Source organism: Paenibacillus sp. 37, assembly GCF_008386395.1.
Taxonomy (GTDB): domain Bacteria; phylum Bacillota; class Bacilli; order Paenibacillales; family Paenibacillaceae; genus Paenibacillus; species Paenibacillus amylolyticus_B.
This window is the reverse complement of record NZ_CP043761.1, coordinates 5516291-5528729: the sequence shown is the minus strand read 5'-3', so window position 1 is coordinate 5528729 and position 12439 is coordinate 5516291. Positions and strand designations below refer to the sequence as shown.

Genomic DNA, 12439 nt, shown 5'->3' with positions numbered 1-12439 from the left:
TTTTCCACATCAATATGATATAGTAGGTATCCTTTTGCGTCGTCAGTGATTGGCGATGCAGAGCAAAACAAATTCTTAGGAGGTAACTGAAACATGTCAGACAGCTTTCAAAGTGCCTATCAAGAAGAAGAGTACAGGTTAGAGCGAACGATGGAGGAAGTGGATAGTCAGCTGGAACGACTGCAGAACATTCCGGTGTATACCGGCCACGACTTCACAGAACAAGTGCTGGAAGCTGGACGCGAAGAGCGCCGCACCGCCTTGTCCAAGAGCGCGCAGCAACCCTATTTCGGACGCTTGGATTTCGAAGAACAGGGCAGTGGTGCACGGAAACCGCTGTATATTGGCAAAATCGGCGTAGACCGCGAAGAGGTGGGAGAGCATCCGCTCGTCATCGACTGGCGTGCTCCTGTCGCCAGCCTGTTTTACTCATTTACCGGAGGGGAAGCCTCCGCTACGTATGAAGCCCCAGAAGGGCTTATTGAAGGTCTGGTGTACCTGAAACGGAACGTTGTCATTCGGCAGCGGATATTGGAACGTGTGGCGGATACATATAACCGTGACAGTGACCAGCCAGCGGTATCGGATGAATTCCTCGTTTATCGTCTGGGAGAGAACAAGGATAACAAACTCCGTGACATCGTATCGACGATTCAGGCGGAGCAGGATCTGATCATTCGTGCGGCGCGAAATACCGCATTAATCATTCAAGGTGTGGCCGGATCAGGGAAAACAACGGTTGCCCTGCATCGTCTTGCCTTTTTGCTATATCAGTACAAGGAGCAGGTATCTGCGGAGAAAATGGTTATTTTTGCACCCAACCACATGTTCCTGGATTACATCTCGGATGTACTCCCGGAACTCGGAGTAGGGGATATTCAGCAGCGGACATTCCCGGATTGGGCGATGAACCTGTTGGGGCTGGAGATGCCTTTAGCGAATACGTCGGATACATTGAACACCTGGTTCGAAACACCTGATGCACGGCCTGAATTGAATGATGATGTACCTGGACGTTACAAAGGATCGATCCGTTTCATGGAGCTTATTCGAGAGTGGTTGTCAGGCATGGAAGAGGATTCCGTGCCGGATATGGACTTCAGTCCATGGGACGGTAAGGTGCTTAGCAAGACGGAGATCGAGAACTGGTTCGGACAGGAATACAAACATTATCCGCTGGCCAAACGCAAAGAACGGGTCATGGCGCGGGTTCACCGCTGGATTGAGATGGAACTTAAGAAACCGATGCCAGAAGCTGTGCGCAAAGAACGCAAGAAAAAAGCGTCTACTCGTGAGAAAGCCTATGCCAAAAAATGGCCTCAATACGAGCCGCTTACGTTATACAAACAGCTGTTCAAAGCTGCAAAGGGTGGCTCTGTGCCATCCTCGCTCAGCGGACTTATTCCAAAACTGGTCATGAAACAAACGGCAGCAGATCTGAAGCAGGATATCGTCCGTGAAGAGGATCTGCCTGCATTGGTATACATTCATACATTGGTCCATGATATTGAGGGTTCGGAGCGGTTTGACCATATTGTGATTGATGAAGCGCAGGACTTTTCCCCTTTTCATGTGGCGTTATTGGATCAGTTCGTCAAAGGGCATTCCTTCACCATACTGGGTGACTTGTCCCAAGGCATTCATGAGTACCGTGGTGTTCATGCGTGGGAAGAGATGAGTTCTCTATTTCCTGAGGAACAGAATGCATACTTTGCATTGACCCGAAGTTATCGTTCAACGATGGAAATTATCGATTATGCAAACACGATTCTGGAACGTGGCGTCAAGAGCGGGATTACGGCGATACCTGTTTTCCGTAGTGGTGATCCAGTTCGGACATTGGCTTATGGAGGCGAAGGGCGGACGGCAAGTCTGGAGCAGGCTTTGAAGGTGTTAACGGTCAAAGACTACCGAACCGTCTCCATCCTGACTCGTACACTGCATGAAGCAGAGGAACTTCACCGTGACCTAAAGGCCGCAGGCTGGGATCTGAACCTGATCGATGGTGGCAAAAAGCAGTACACTGGTGGGCACTCCGTTTTGCCTGTCTATCTGTCCAAAGGGTTGGAGTTTGATGCGGTTATTGTGGCAGACGTAGACCAGAAGCATTATTTGCCGAATGCAGGTGATGCGAAGCTGTTGTACGTTGGTTGTACAAGGGCCTTGCACGAATTGTGGTTGTTCCACGAGGATGATTTGCCAGAATACGCGGCTGCAACACATAATCCCGACGGTGAGTCCGTAACCATTCAGGGTTGGCCAGAGCTTGGGTGAGTAAAGTTTGCTATACAAGAAAAGGCATGACGTTCATGGGAAAGTGTCCCATAAGCGCATGCCTTTTCTGCTGTTGTGCAAGAATTGCTTAAGCTTCCGAGAAAGAACGACGGTGGAAGTTCAGGGTTATGTTACGCTATTTCTCATTCTGGACGAGCGACGATTCACCAGGAATATACCAACACCAATGAATAAACCGCCTGCCAATGCAAACCACTGAACGTGTTCTCCTATTAAAATCCAACTCGATAATACACCAAAAAACGGTGCTAGAAACAGATACGAACTGGTTTGGGCTGGGTCACTATTCTGAAGCAGATAAAACCAGAGTGAGAACTGAATGATGGAGCAAACAAACGTTAACCAGAGCAGAGCCATAACCGAGGTGGTATTGACCATAAAGTGAGGCTGTTCAGTCCATGCGCTCAATAGAAGAAGCGCAGCACCTCCCGCGAGCATCTGATAGGCTGTTAAAACAAAAGTGTCGTAGCCATCGCCCCAGCGTTTGATGAGCAATGTGGATACTGCAAAGGAGATCGCACCACCAAATCCAATCCAGGTTCCAGGACTAAAGCTCATCTGCCATCCAAAGGTTAACATAATCCCGATGAAACCGAGTATAACACCGATCCACTGACTGAAACGGTAGGTCACTCTATATAAGAGAGCACTGAGGATAATGACCAGTAGCGGATTGGTAAACGTAATAATGGCGGATTCACCGGATGTAATCCAATTCATGCTGTAGTAGGCGCAGCCCATCACTCCTGCGGATTGAAACAGGCCAATGAGGATTATTTTCAACCAAGACTGCCACTCGGTAGGTAAAGGACGTTTACGTAGGAACAAGGCCATCAAGCCACCTGCCATTATATAACGAATGCCCATGAGCAGGAACGGTGGAGCATATAACATACCGATTTTACCGACTGGAAAAGAAGTACCCATGATTAGCGTTGTTAAAATAATTAAGATGGTATACTTCAAAGGTTTTATGGTGCGGGTATCTGTGATCAAAGCAACTCTATTTTTCCAGTATGTCATGCTGAACACTCCTTATCATCATCCAGTCAGATGACTGGTTTGGGATCTAAATGAATTGTAGTCCGGTTTACACATGAAGTATAATGATTGGTAATGAAGCGGATATCATTTTGAATGATGTCAGAGTGGAGGGACCATGGAGAGCGGGGATCTTAGAATATTTCAGTGTGTTGCACAGGAAGGGAATCTGACCAAAGCTGCTTCTAAACTGGGGTATGTGCAATCCAACGTAACGGCACGAATCCGGCATCTGGAAGCAGAAGTAGGTACAACGTTGTTCATTCGTCATAACCGAGGCATGACGTTATCTCCAGCCGGAGAAATGTTGGTGACCTATGCAGATAAAATTATTGGTTTGCTGAATGATGCTTCCAAGGCGCTTCGGGCGACGAGCACACCATCGGGTCCAATGCGAATAGGGTCTACACAAACCGCAGCGGCCGTGCGACTACCTGAACTTTTCGTCAGATATTATAAACAGTATCCAGATGTCTCCTTGTCACTGGTTACTGGCAATTCGCAGATGCTTATGGATCAGGTTATTGGGTATGAATTGGAGGGAGCATTTATAGGCTGTCCCTGTGATCATCCTGATATCGTTTCTGTTCCCGTATTTGATGAGGAACTATTTGTTGTCTATTCTGGCATGGGTCCTACGGATGAAGATCTTAAGAGTAAACCCATTCTTGTCTACAGCATAGGGTGTTCCTATCGTCAGATTTTGGAGGAATGGTTAGAGGTGGGTGGTGTTACCCGCCCAGTAATAATGGAATTTGGAACCCTTGAAGCGATTATTAGTGGAGTTACGTCCGGCATGGGAATTTCCTTATTACCAGAGATTGTGATTAGGCATCAGATCAAAAATGGATTATTGCGCACGCATACGCTTCCCGTAGGTATGAATCGCATGATGACTCATTTTATTACTCGCAAGGATGCCTTTGTCAGCAGTGCACTTCATGCATTTATGGCTATGTTACCGCGAGAGTATGATATGATAGAGAGTGGAGAACCATCAGAAGTGTAATTGTAATCAAGGCAAGGCAATCCGTTAAGGAAGTGATGAGCAATGGATTTATTTTCGTTTCAACAAGACTCAAAACCACAAGCTAGATTGCTCGCGGACCGCTTGCGGCCAGAGCATCTGGATGAATATATTGGACAGGAACATATTATTGGACCAGGGAAATTACTCCGGCGCGCCATTGAGGCCGATCAGATTTCGTCCATCTTGTTATATGGCCCTCCGGGATGTGGCAAGACAACCTTGGCACATATTATTTCCCAGCAAACGCAAGGACAGTTCGTACGTCTGAATGCAGTGGAAGCTTCCGTCAAGGATGTGCGTGAAGTCATCGAACAGGCGCAAACGAATAAACAGCTGTATGGAACCAAAACCATTTTGTTCCTCGACGAGGTACATCGGTTTAACAGTTCACGTCAGGATGCGTTATTGCCAGCGGTAGAGAAGGGCACGATTATTTTTATCGGCGCAACAACAGAGAATCCCTTTCATTATGTTAATGGAGCCTTGATGAGTCGTTCAACTCTGTTTCAGCTGGAATCGCTAAACAAGGATCATTCCCTTATTGCAATGCGCAGAGCATTGAGCGATGCGGACAAAGGTCTGGGGTTCATGGAACTACAGGCGGACGATGAGGCGCTTGAACATATTGCTACGATGGCCAACGGAGATATTCGGCGTGCGCTTAACGCACTTGAACTGGCTGCGTTGACGACGCCACCGGAAAAGGATGGGTCCATTCATATTACGCTTGGTGTAGCAGAAGAGTCTATTCGACGACCGATTGTGAAGGCGGATGAATCGACACAGTATGATGTGTTATCTGCATTTCACAAGAGTATTCGGGGTTCCAGTGATGCGGCGCTGTTTTGGTTTCTATACGCGGTGGAGAAGCTCGGCATGGACCCGATGACCTTTATTCGGCGTCTGATTGCAGCAAGCAGTGAAGATATTGGACTTGCGAACCCGCAAGCTATGACTCAGGCCATTGGAGCACTTGATGCGTACCGAAATAACGGCTGGCCCGAAGCCAAGCTGAACATCGCACAAGCGATTCTGTTCGCGGTCGAAAGTCCAAAATCCAATGCGGTGTACACCGCCATTTCCAAAGCCATGAACGCGATTGATGAAGTGAAATCGGCAGAAGTTCCGCTTCACTTGCGAGATACGCATTACTCGGGTGCTGTAAAACTTGGACATGAGGGCTATCAATATCCGCACAATTACCCTGGGCATTATGTGAAGCAGGAATATCTGCCAAAGCAGCTCTCACGGAGAGTATTCTATGAGGCAACGGATCAGGGTAACGAATCGAAGATCAGGCTGAACCAACAGCGGCGCAGGGAATTGTAAGAAGAGACAGATCACTCGGGAGATGCACACAATGAAAGAGCTTTTGTATATAGGGGCGGGTGGATTTCTCGGTACATTAACCCGATACGCCTTACAGTTAGCGATACCAATTGGCCATGGAGGATTCCCTTGGGCGGTACTGTTAATCAATGCGATGGGCAGCCTTTTTTTGGGTTGGTTCTTTACTATAGCTGTTCCAGGCAAAATAACACCACAACTTCGACTGGCCATTGGTACTGGTTTTACTGGAGCATTTACAACATTCTCCACGTTTACACTGGATATTGTTCGTTTATCCGAAGGGGGCGAGTGGGTCAATGCCGCCCTTTATATGAGCGTAAGTCTGTTGGCAGGATTAATGCTTTGTGCGTTGGGAATGATCATCGGACAGCGTATGTTGAGAGCGCCAAGACAAGAGGGTGATGCCTCATGATCTTATGGATTGGTTTTGCAGGTGTACTGGGTGCGGTACTGCGTTTCAGTCTGGGCAAATGGATCTCGGGCTTGCTGGGAGCGGCTTTTCCGTGGGGAACATGGATCATCAATATCAGTGGTTCACTGCTGCTTGGGTTGTTATACGGGTGGCATGAATCTGCAATGATCTCAGATGGAATCTGGGTGATCTGGGGAACCGGATTTTGCGGTGCGTACACCACGTTCTCTACCTTTGGTTATGAGACGTTAGGACTTATGGGTCGACAACGATACGCAAGCGCGTCGCTCTACGTTGTCAGTTCGATTGTAGTTGGGGTGTTGGCCTGCTTGGCAGGAGTCTGGTTGACTGCATAACGAACTATTTTTAATTTTTTTGCAAAAATAAGCAGGAAAAAAGCCATCCTTCATGGTATACATGAAAGACGGCTTTTTTAATAGGGATACACGGTATTGTGTATAATCCACATTTTAATGGACAAGCTCTATTATTGCATTGCGGGTACAGGTACTTTTTGCACCTGATCGATCGTACCCCCACCCAGGCAGACCTCTCCGTCGTAGAAAACAACGGCTTGTCCTGGCGTAATGGCTTTTTGTTGCTGGTCAAATTGTACATCCACACTTCCATCTTCTTGCCAGGTCAATGTTACACCTTGATCCGGCTGACGATAGCGGAATTTGGCAGTACAACGGTAGGGGACATTAGGCATGTGCTCTGTGCCAGCAATCCAGTTCACACCCGTTGCGGTTAGACCAGTGGAGTACAGGCTTGCATGGGCATCGCCCTGAACAACAAGCAGTTGATTTTTCTCCAGATTCTTGTCTGCAACGAACCAGGGCTCACCATTGCCGGAACCGCCAATGCCAAGACCTTGGCGCTGTCCAAGTGTGTAGTACATCAGACCGTCATGACGACCTTTGACTTCACCGGTCGCGATATCAACCATGTCTCCACCTTTGGCAGGTAGATAGTTACTCAGGAACTCTTTGAAATTACGCTCACCGATGAAGCAGACACCTGTGCTGTCTTTTTTCTTGGCAGTATACAAACCAGCCGCTTCTGCGATTTTGCGTACTTCCGGTTTAGGCAGATGACCAATCGGGAACATGGCTTTGGACAACTGGTTCTGATTGAGTGCATTAAGGAAATAAGTTTGATCCTTATTGTTGTCCACACCACGCAGCAGCTTGAATGTGCCATCTTCTTCAATCAGGCGAGCATAGTGTCCTGTAGCTACATAATCTGCGCCGAGATCCAGAGCTTTGTTCAGGAATTCACCAAATTTGATCTCACGATTACACATGACATCCGGATTTGGCGTGCGACCCGACTTATATTCATCAAGGAAATAGGTAAATACTTTATCAAAATACTCTTTCTCGAAGTTGACAGTGTAGTAAGGAATGCCGATCTGTTCACATACGCGGCGTACATCCTCTGAATCTTCTTCAGCGGTACAGTGGCCGAACTCGTCAGTGTCATCCCAGTTTTTCATGAAAATGCCGATGACATCGTACCCTTGCTCTTTCAGCAGCAGTGCGGTAACGGAAGAATCGACACCTCCGGACATGCCAACGACGACCCGTGTATTTTCAATTGTTTTGGACATCGTTATCACCATTTCTATATATAAATGTGTTTCGTTTCTTATTCTAGCATAACCGGACTCAAGATACGATACACCCGGCCAATTTTGGATAGTGTCCACCACAGACGCACATTTTGGAATATCGTCAATCTTTCTTTTCCATAAAGCATGCAGATATGTTAACATTAGCTGAGGGTTATGATCGGAATACGGAGGATTAGAAGGTTTATGCTAATCTCAATGCATCTCCGCTGTGGACAGATCGTGAAACAGACGGTCATGGACCATAGGATTAAATATAAAGTTTCCAATCGTTTCTGAAAATTGAAAGAGGTGACTCCTTTGAAAATATCGACAAAAGGCCGTTACGGCCTCACAATCATGATGGAGCTTGCTGCCAGAATAGGCGAAGGTCCTACATCACTTAAAAGTATTGCTGAGCGCAACCAGCTCTCGGAGCATTACTTGGAGCAACTGATCGCTCCACTACGGAATGCAGGACTGGTGAAGAGCATTAGAGGCGCTTACGGCGGTTATATCCTTGCGGGTGATCCTGCAACCGTAACTGCAGGCGATGTAATCCGTGTACTGGAAGGGCCAATCTCTCCAGTAGACTTCACAGAGGAAGATGATCCGGCGAAACGTGATCTGTGGTTGCGTATTCGTGACGGCATTGCGGAAGTGTTGGATTCCACAACACTGAAAGACCTGATTACATTCCAGGATCAGGACAAAAAAGATAGCTACATGTTCTACATTTAACAATCGCTGCGCTAGCATGACATGCTAACTTACTTGAGCCCCCATTTGGGGGCTTTATCCATGCCATAACATCTGTTTTACAATGGCTTGCGGTTGGTGAGCATGTAAGGGTACGAAACATATTCCATAACAGAAAAATAAGATAATTTAACATATAACGGGGTGAAGATAAATGAAACGAATTTATTTGGATCACGCCGCATCGACACCTATGCATCCACAAGTCGCAGAAGCGATGATGAACGTCATGACAGGACAATTTGGCAATGCATCAAGTATCCATGCCTTTGGGCGTGAGGCCAAACGGACTGTCAGCGGGGCAAGAGATGTCATTGCGGCGTCTTTGGGCTGTTTCCCGGACGAATTGGTATTTACCGGAGGTGGCACAGAGAGCGACAATCTGGCCATTTTCGGAGCCGTCTCAACAAGACAGGATAAGGGGAAACATGTCATTACGACCGCCATTGAGCACCATGCTGTTTTGCATACGTGTCAAGAATTGGAGCGGCAAGGTTATGAAGTAACCTATCTATCTGTGGATCATCAAGGACGAATAAATCTGGACGAGTTGCAAGAGGCCATTCGGCCGGATACGGTGCTGATTACCATGATGTATGCCAACAATGAAGTGGGCACTATTCAGCCGATACGTGAGATCGGGGAGCTGGCACGTAAGCATAATATTTTGTTCCATACCGATGCGGTTCAGGCTCTGGGCAGTCAGAATATTTCATGTAAAGAACTGCCTGTGGATCTGATCAGCTTCTCTGCGCATAAAATCAACGGGCCTCAGGGCGTGGGTGCACTCTATGTACGGCGAGGAATTGTGCTGGAAGCAAGAGCTCATGGGGGATTGCAAGAACGTCAGCGGCGCGCTGGTACGGAAAATATCGCAGGTATTACCGGATTTGCCGAGGCTCTCAAGATTGCATCAGCACAAATGGATACGCATCGTCAGAATGATTTGGAATTGCGTAAACTTTTGTTGAAACAGCTTGAAATTCATGTGGGGACGGAGCACTTTCATGTGAATGGACACCTGGAGCATACGCTGCCAAACATCCTGAATATCAGCTTTCCGGAAGTGTCCACAGAGACGATGTTAATGAATCTGGATATGGAAGGAATTGCTGTTGCAAGCGGTTCTGCCTGCACTTCCGGTTCACTCGAAGTCTCTCATGTGCTCAAAGCGATGAAATTGCCTGAAACATTTTTACACTCTGCGATTCGATTTAGCTGGGGATTGGGTAATACTACGGAAGAAATCATGATAACCGCCGAAAAAATTGGAACCATTCTTGGACGACTGCGTAATAGACCCTAAGGGGAACTTTACACATGGAACAGAAGGAGGGAAGAAGTTCCATTTCATCGGTTGGATAGAAGCGGTTTTGATGATCGGCGTCTGATTGCCACTCATCAACTTTGGGCATACCTAGCAATAGCGCCGCGCCTATTTAATGATAAGAAGATGAGGGGGACCCAGCGATGAAGCTTCAGGAAATGATCGGACTTGCCGTTTTTGATGTTGAGGACGGGAAGCAGGTCGGTAAAATCCAGGATTTCATTGTGAATGATGATTGGGAGATCGAAGGCATTGAGCTTGAGAACAAAGGTCTGTTTACCAATCATGTCAAAATCGTGCAGTGGCAAGATATCGTTGCCTACGGCGAAGATGCCGTCATGATCCGTAATCAACAGGCTGTCCGCAAGACGGGAGCCGACGACATAAAATACACGTACCTCCTCGGTCGGTCTAAATTGAAGGAGATGTCCGTGCTCACCGAAGAAGGTTTGCTGCTTGGGCGTGTCTCCGATGTTTATTTTGACCAAGAGTTGGGAAATACAATAATAGGGATTGAAATTACGGACGGTTTTGTGTCCGATCTGATCGAGGGCCGCAAATGGCTGCCATGTACAAGCGATATGTCCATCGGGGAAAGTGCCATTATGGTGCCGTCTCTGAGTGAACAACGCTTGGAAAATGCCATTCATTCTGTTAATGGATAGGTGAATGAATATGAAATGTCCAAACTGTAGTTCCAAAGATATCGGGAAAATTGGTTCCCACCAGTTTTATTGCTGGGGATGCTTTATCGAATTAACGGTGAACGGTGAGAAAATGTCTGTATATCAGGTGGAAGAAGACGGTACGCTGAGCTCCCTGGATGATTTGTTTTTCGGGGACGAGCTGCCACAAGACTTCCCTCATCTTCACGCTTCTTCTTAATAAGCAGGATAACTTCCTCTATATGCGGTTTCATGACAATGTCTGTCATGGGGGGCTGTCGTTAATTGTTGGCAGATGTATATAGATGCGGTTACATAATGGTTCGGCTGGTGTTTGTACGATTATATGCTAAGCCGTACTGCAAAATGCGCTTCCTTCTCTGATGAAGGAGGCGTTTTTTGGTTTTAAGAAAAAATGTTCGGATTGCTCCTTTCCACTTCTGCGCTGTGTTAATAAATATTACCTTTCCTACATATACTGACTCTCAGAGCCAGTCCAAAAGGAGAGATGCAAGTGGAGCAATTAACCAAAAACAAGCTGTTCCGTTACGCGATCTGGCTGCTGCTCGGATTGATCATTTTATATTTTATATGGCTGCTGCGGCCTTTACTGCTTCACTTATATGCGTTCCTGAAAACAGTGCTGGCACCCTTTATCGTAGCCCTTATCATATCCTATGTACTTAATCCGATTGTCAGCATGCTGGGAGGGCGCAAGGTGCCGCGTACGATTGCGGTACTACTCATATATGCCTTTTTCCTGACCTGCCTCGGTGTCATTCTGATGAATGTGATTCCGGTACTGATTGAACAGCTGGGGGAACTCAACGAGCATATGCCGGAACTATCCATGCGTGCACAGAGCCTGATGAACAATATGGATCACAAATTAATGCCGCCAAGTGTGCGAACAGGCATGAACAGTTGGTTTTTTCAGATGGAGGATCGACTAACTCAGGGAATTACCGTGCTCATGGACAATATCGGGGCGACTATTAATGTGTTATTTAATGTGTTTATCGTGCCATTTCTGATCTTTTATATGTTAAAAGACTTTGAGGTGTTTGAGCGCACCATTGTGGCGTATCTTCCGCGTTCACGTCGTAAAGCGATTGTCTCGGTGATGAAAGAGATCGATACTGCACTGGGGAACTACATTCGGGGACAGTTTATTGTCTGTGTCATTGTTGGTATCTTTGCCTACATTGGTTATATCATCATTGATATGCCGTATGCCCTGCTGCTTGCAAGCATTGTAGCTGTGTTTAACATTGTGCCCTACTTGGGGCCGTTCCTTGGAGCTGCTCCTGCTGTGGTCATGGCATCAACCGTATCGTTTAAAATGGTACTACTTGTTGTCATTGTGAATACACTGTGCCAGGTGTTGGAGAGTAACGTTATTTCTCCTCAGGTGGTGGGACGTACGTTGCATCTGCATCCACTGTCGATTATATTTGCACTGCTCGTCGGAGGTGAACTGGCAGGCATTGTAGGTTTAATTCTGGCAGTACCCGTTTTTGCCGTCCTGAAGGTGATTGTGCAACACTTTTTCGCCTATTACATCAAACGAAGGACCGACTAAATAGTAGGGGCAGATCTTCAAGGAAGCCGCGTTGACACCCGCTTGTGCTACCGATATAATGAGTGTGTATATTTAGAACATGAAATCGATGATGAAATAAAGTACGCCGAGGGTTCCTTTCCTCAGAGAATAGACTTCATCGGATCAGGGTGAGCCTGAACTGATGGCTGGAAGAGTCTTGAAAGATGAAGCGGCGGAAAGCTAATTTCGGAGTGCAGGACAACCCTGCCGGGAGCGACCGTTATTTCGCATGAACGAGGAGATTGTTTGTTTGTCCGGGCAGCAAGGGATGAACAGCAATAACCAGGGTGGTACCGCGATAACATCGTCCCTGATTATTCAGGGGCGTTTTTTGTGTTTATTTTT

12 protein-coding genes are annotated in these 12439 nt (G+C 47.0%); 10 read left to right on the top strand and 2 right to left on the bottom strand.

The annotated features are described in order from the left end of the window. Positions 1–93 precede the first annotated feature (93 nt). Complete coding sequence (locus F0220_RS23640; protein ID WP_105601821.1) at positions 94–2274, top strand: HelD family protein; 2181 nt, start codon at positions 94–96, stop codon at positions 2272–2274. Between the two features lie 126 nt (positions 2275–2400). Here the strand turns inward: F0220_RS23640 and F0220_RS23635 are convergent, their stop codons facing one another. Further along, positions 2401–3318: a DMT family transporter gene (locus tag F0220_RS23635; protein ID WP_105601819.1), complete on the bottom strand. Its 918-nt coding sequence runs from the start codon at positions 3316–3318 to the stop codon at positions 2401–2403. 136 nt (positions 3319–3454) lie between these two features. On the opposite strand from F0220_RS23635, the gene F0220_RS23630 reads away from it, so the two are divergent. Genes F0220_RS23630 through crcB form a run of 4 tightly spaced genes read left to right on the top strand, consistent with a single transcriptional unit; the run spans position 3455 to position 6484 of the window. Next, entirely contained in the window at positions 3455–4345 is an 891-nt protein-coding gene (locus tag F0220_RS23630; RefSeq protein WP_105601817.1) for a LysR family transcriptional regulator, read from the top strand. 42 nt (positions 4346–4387) lie between these two features. Further along, positions 4388–5695 carry a replication-associated recombination protein A gene (locus tag F0220_RS23625; protein ID WP_091020442.1) on the top strand — a complete coding sequence of 436 codons (1308 nt, stop codon included), beginning with the start codon at positions 4388–4390 and terminating at the stop codon, positions 5693–5695. Between the two features lie 31 nt (positions 5696–5726). Further along, on the top strand, positions 5727–6128 hold the full coding sequence (locus F0220_RS23620) for a fluoride efflux transporter FluC (protein WP_105601816.1): 402 nt from the start codon (positions 5727–5729) through the stop codon (positions 6126–6128). Then, positions 6125–6484: a fluoride efflux transporter CrcB gene (crcB, locus tag F0220_RS23615; RefSeq protein WP_091020438.1), complete on the top strand. Its 360-nt coding sequence runs from the start codon at positions 6125–6127 to the stop codon at positions 6482–6484. The genes F0220_RS23620 and crcB overlap by 4 nt, the downstream gene beginning before the upstream one ends. 131 nt (positions 6485–6615) lie before the next feature. Here crcB and mnmA read toward each other — a convergent pair whose 3' ends face one another. Then, positions 6616–7740 (bottom strand): tRNA 2-thiouridine(34) synthase MnmA, encoded by a 1125-nt coding sequence (mnmA, locus tag F0220_RS23610; RefSeq protein WP_143786588.1) that lies wholly within the window; start codon positions 7738–7740, stop codon positions 6616–6618. Positions 7741–8061: 321 nt separating this feature from the next. On the opposite strand from mnmA, the gene cymR reads away from it, so the two are divergent. The 5 genes from cymR to F0220_RS23585 all read left to right on the top strand — a co-directional run bounded on the left by cymR (position 8062) and on the right by F0220_RS23585 (position 12073). Beyond that, positions 8062–8481, top strand: coding sequence for a cysteine metabolism transcriptional regulator CymR (gene cymR, locus F0220_RS23605; protein WP_017686811.1), 420 nt, complete (start codon positions 8062–8064; stop codon positions 8479–8481). Between the two features lie 172 nt (positions 8482–8653). Continuing rightward, on the top strand, positions 8654–9805 hold the full coding sequence (locus F0220_RS23600) for a cysteine desulfurase family protein (RefSeq protein ID WP_091020437.1): 1152 nt from the start codon (positions 8654–8656) through the stop codon (positions 9803–9805). A gap of 164 nt (positions 9806–9969) precedes the next feature. Then, complete coding sequence (locus F0220_RS23595; RefSeq protein WP_017686814.1) at positions 9970–10491, top strand: PRC-barrel domain-containing protein; 522 nt, start codon at positions 9970–9972, stop codon at positions 10489–10491. A 10-nt stretch (positions 10492–10501) separates the two neighbouring features. Continuing rightward, a complete protein-coding gene (locus F0220_RS23590) occupies positions 10502–10711 on the top strand; it encodes a hypothetical protein (protein ID WP_017686815.1) in 210 nt (69 codons plus the stop codon). A gap of 294 nt (positions 10712–11005) precedes the next feature. Continuing rightward, a complete protein-coding gene (locus tag F0220_RS23585; protein ID WP_091020435.1) occupies positions 11006–12073 on the top strand; it encodes an AI-2E family transporter in 1068 nt (355 codons plus the stop codon). Positions 12074–12439: the final 366 nt, after the last annotated feature.

Excerpts from the sequence above, each read along its gene's own strand:
- F0220_RS23640 (WP_105601821.1), top strand. The coding sequence starts at position 94 with ATGTCAGACAGCTTTCAAAGTGCCTATCAAGAAGAAGAGTACAGGTTA.
- F0220_RS23635 (WP_105601819.1), bottom strand. The coding sequence starts at position 3,318 with ATGACATACTGGAAAAATAGAGTTGCTTTGATCACAGATACCCGCACC.
- F0220_RS23630 (WP_105601817.1), top strand. The coding sequence starts at position 3,455 with ATGGAGAGCGGGGATCTTAGAATATTTCAGTGTGTTGCACAGGAAGGG.
- F0220_RS23625 (WP_091020442.1), top strand. The coding sequence starts at position 4,388 with ATGGATTTATTTTCGTTTCAACAAGACTCAAAACCACAAGCTAGATTG.
- F0220_RS23620 (WP_105601816.1), top strand. The coding sequence starts at position 5,727 with ATGAAAGAGCTTTTGTATATAGGGGCGGGTGGATTTCTCGGTACATTA.
- crcB (WP_091020438.1), top strand. The coding sequence starts at position 6,125 with ATGATCTTATGGATTGGTTTTGCAGGTGTACTGGGTGCGGTACTGCGT.
- mnmA (WP_143786588.1), bottom strand. The coding sequence starts at position 7,740 with ATGTCCAAAACAATTGAAAATACACGGGTCGTCGTTGGCATGTCCGGA.
- F0220_RS23600 (WP_091020437.1), top strand. The coding sequence starts at position 8,654 with ATGAAACGAATTTATTTGGATCACGCCGCATCGACACCTATGCATCCA.
- F0220_RS23595 (WP_017686814.1), top strand. The coding sequence starts at position 9,970 with ATGAAGCTTCAGGAAATGATCGGACTTGCCGTTTTTGATGTTGAGGAC.
- F0220_RS23590 (WP_017686815.1), top strand. The coding sequence starts at position 10,502 with ATGAAATGTCCAAACTGTAGTTCCAAAGATATCGGGAAAATTGGTTCC.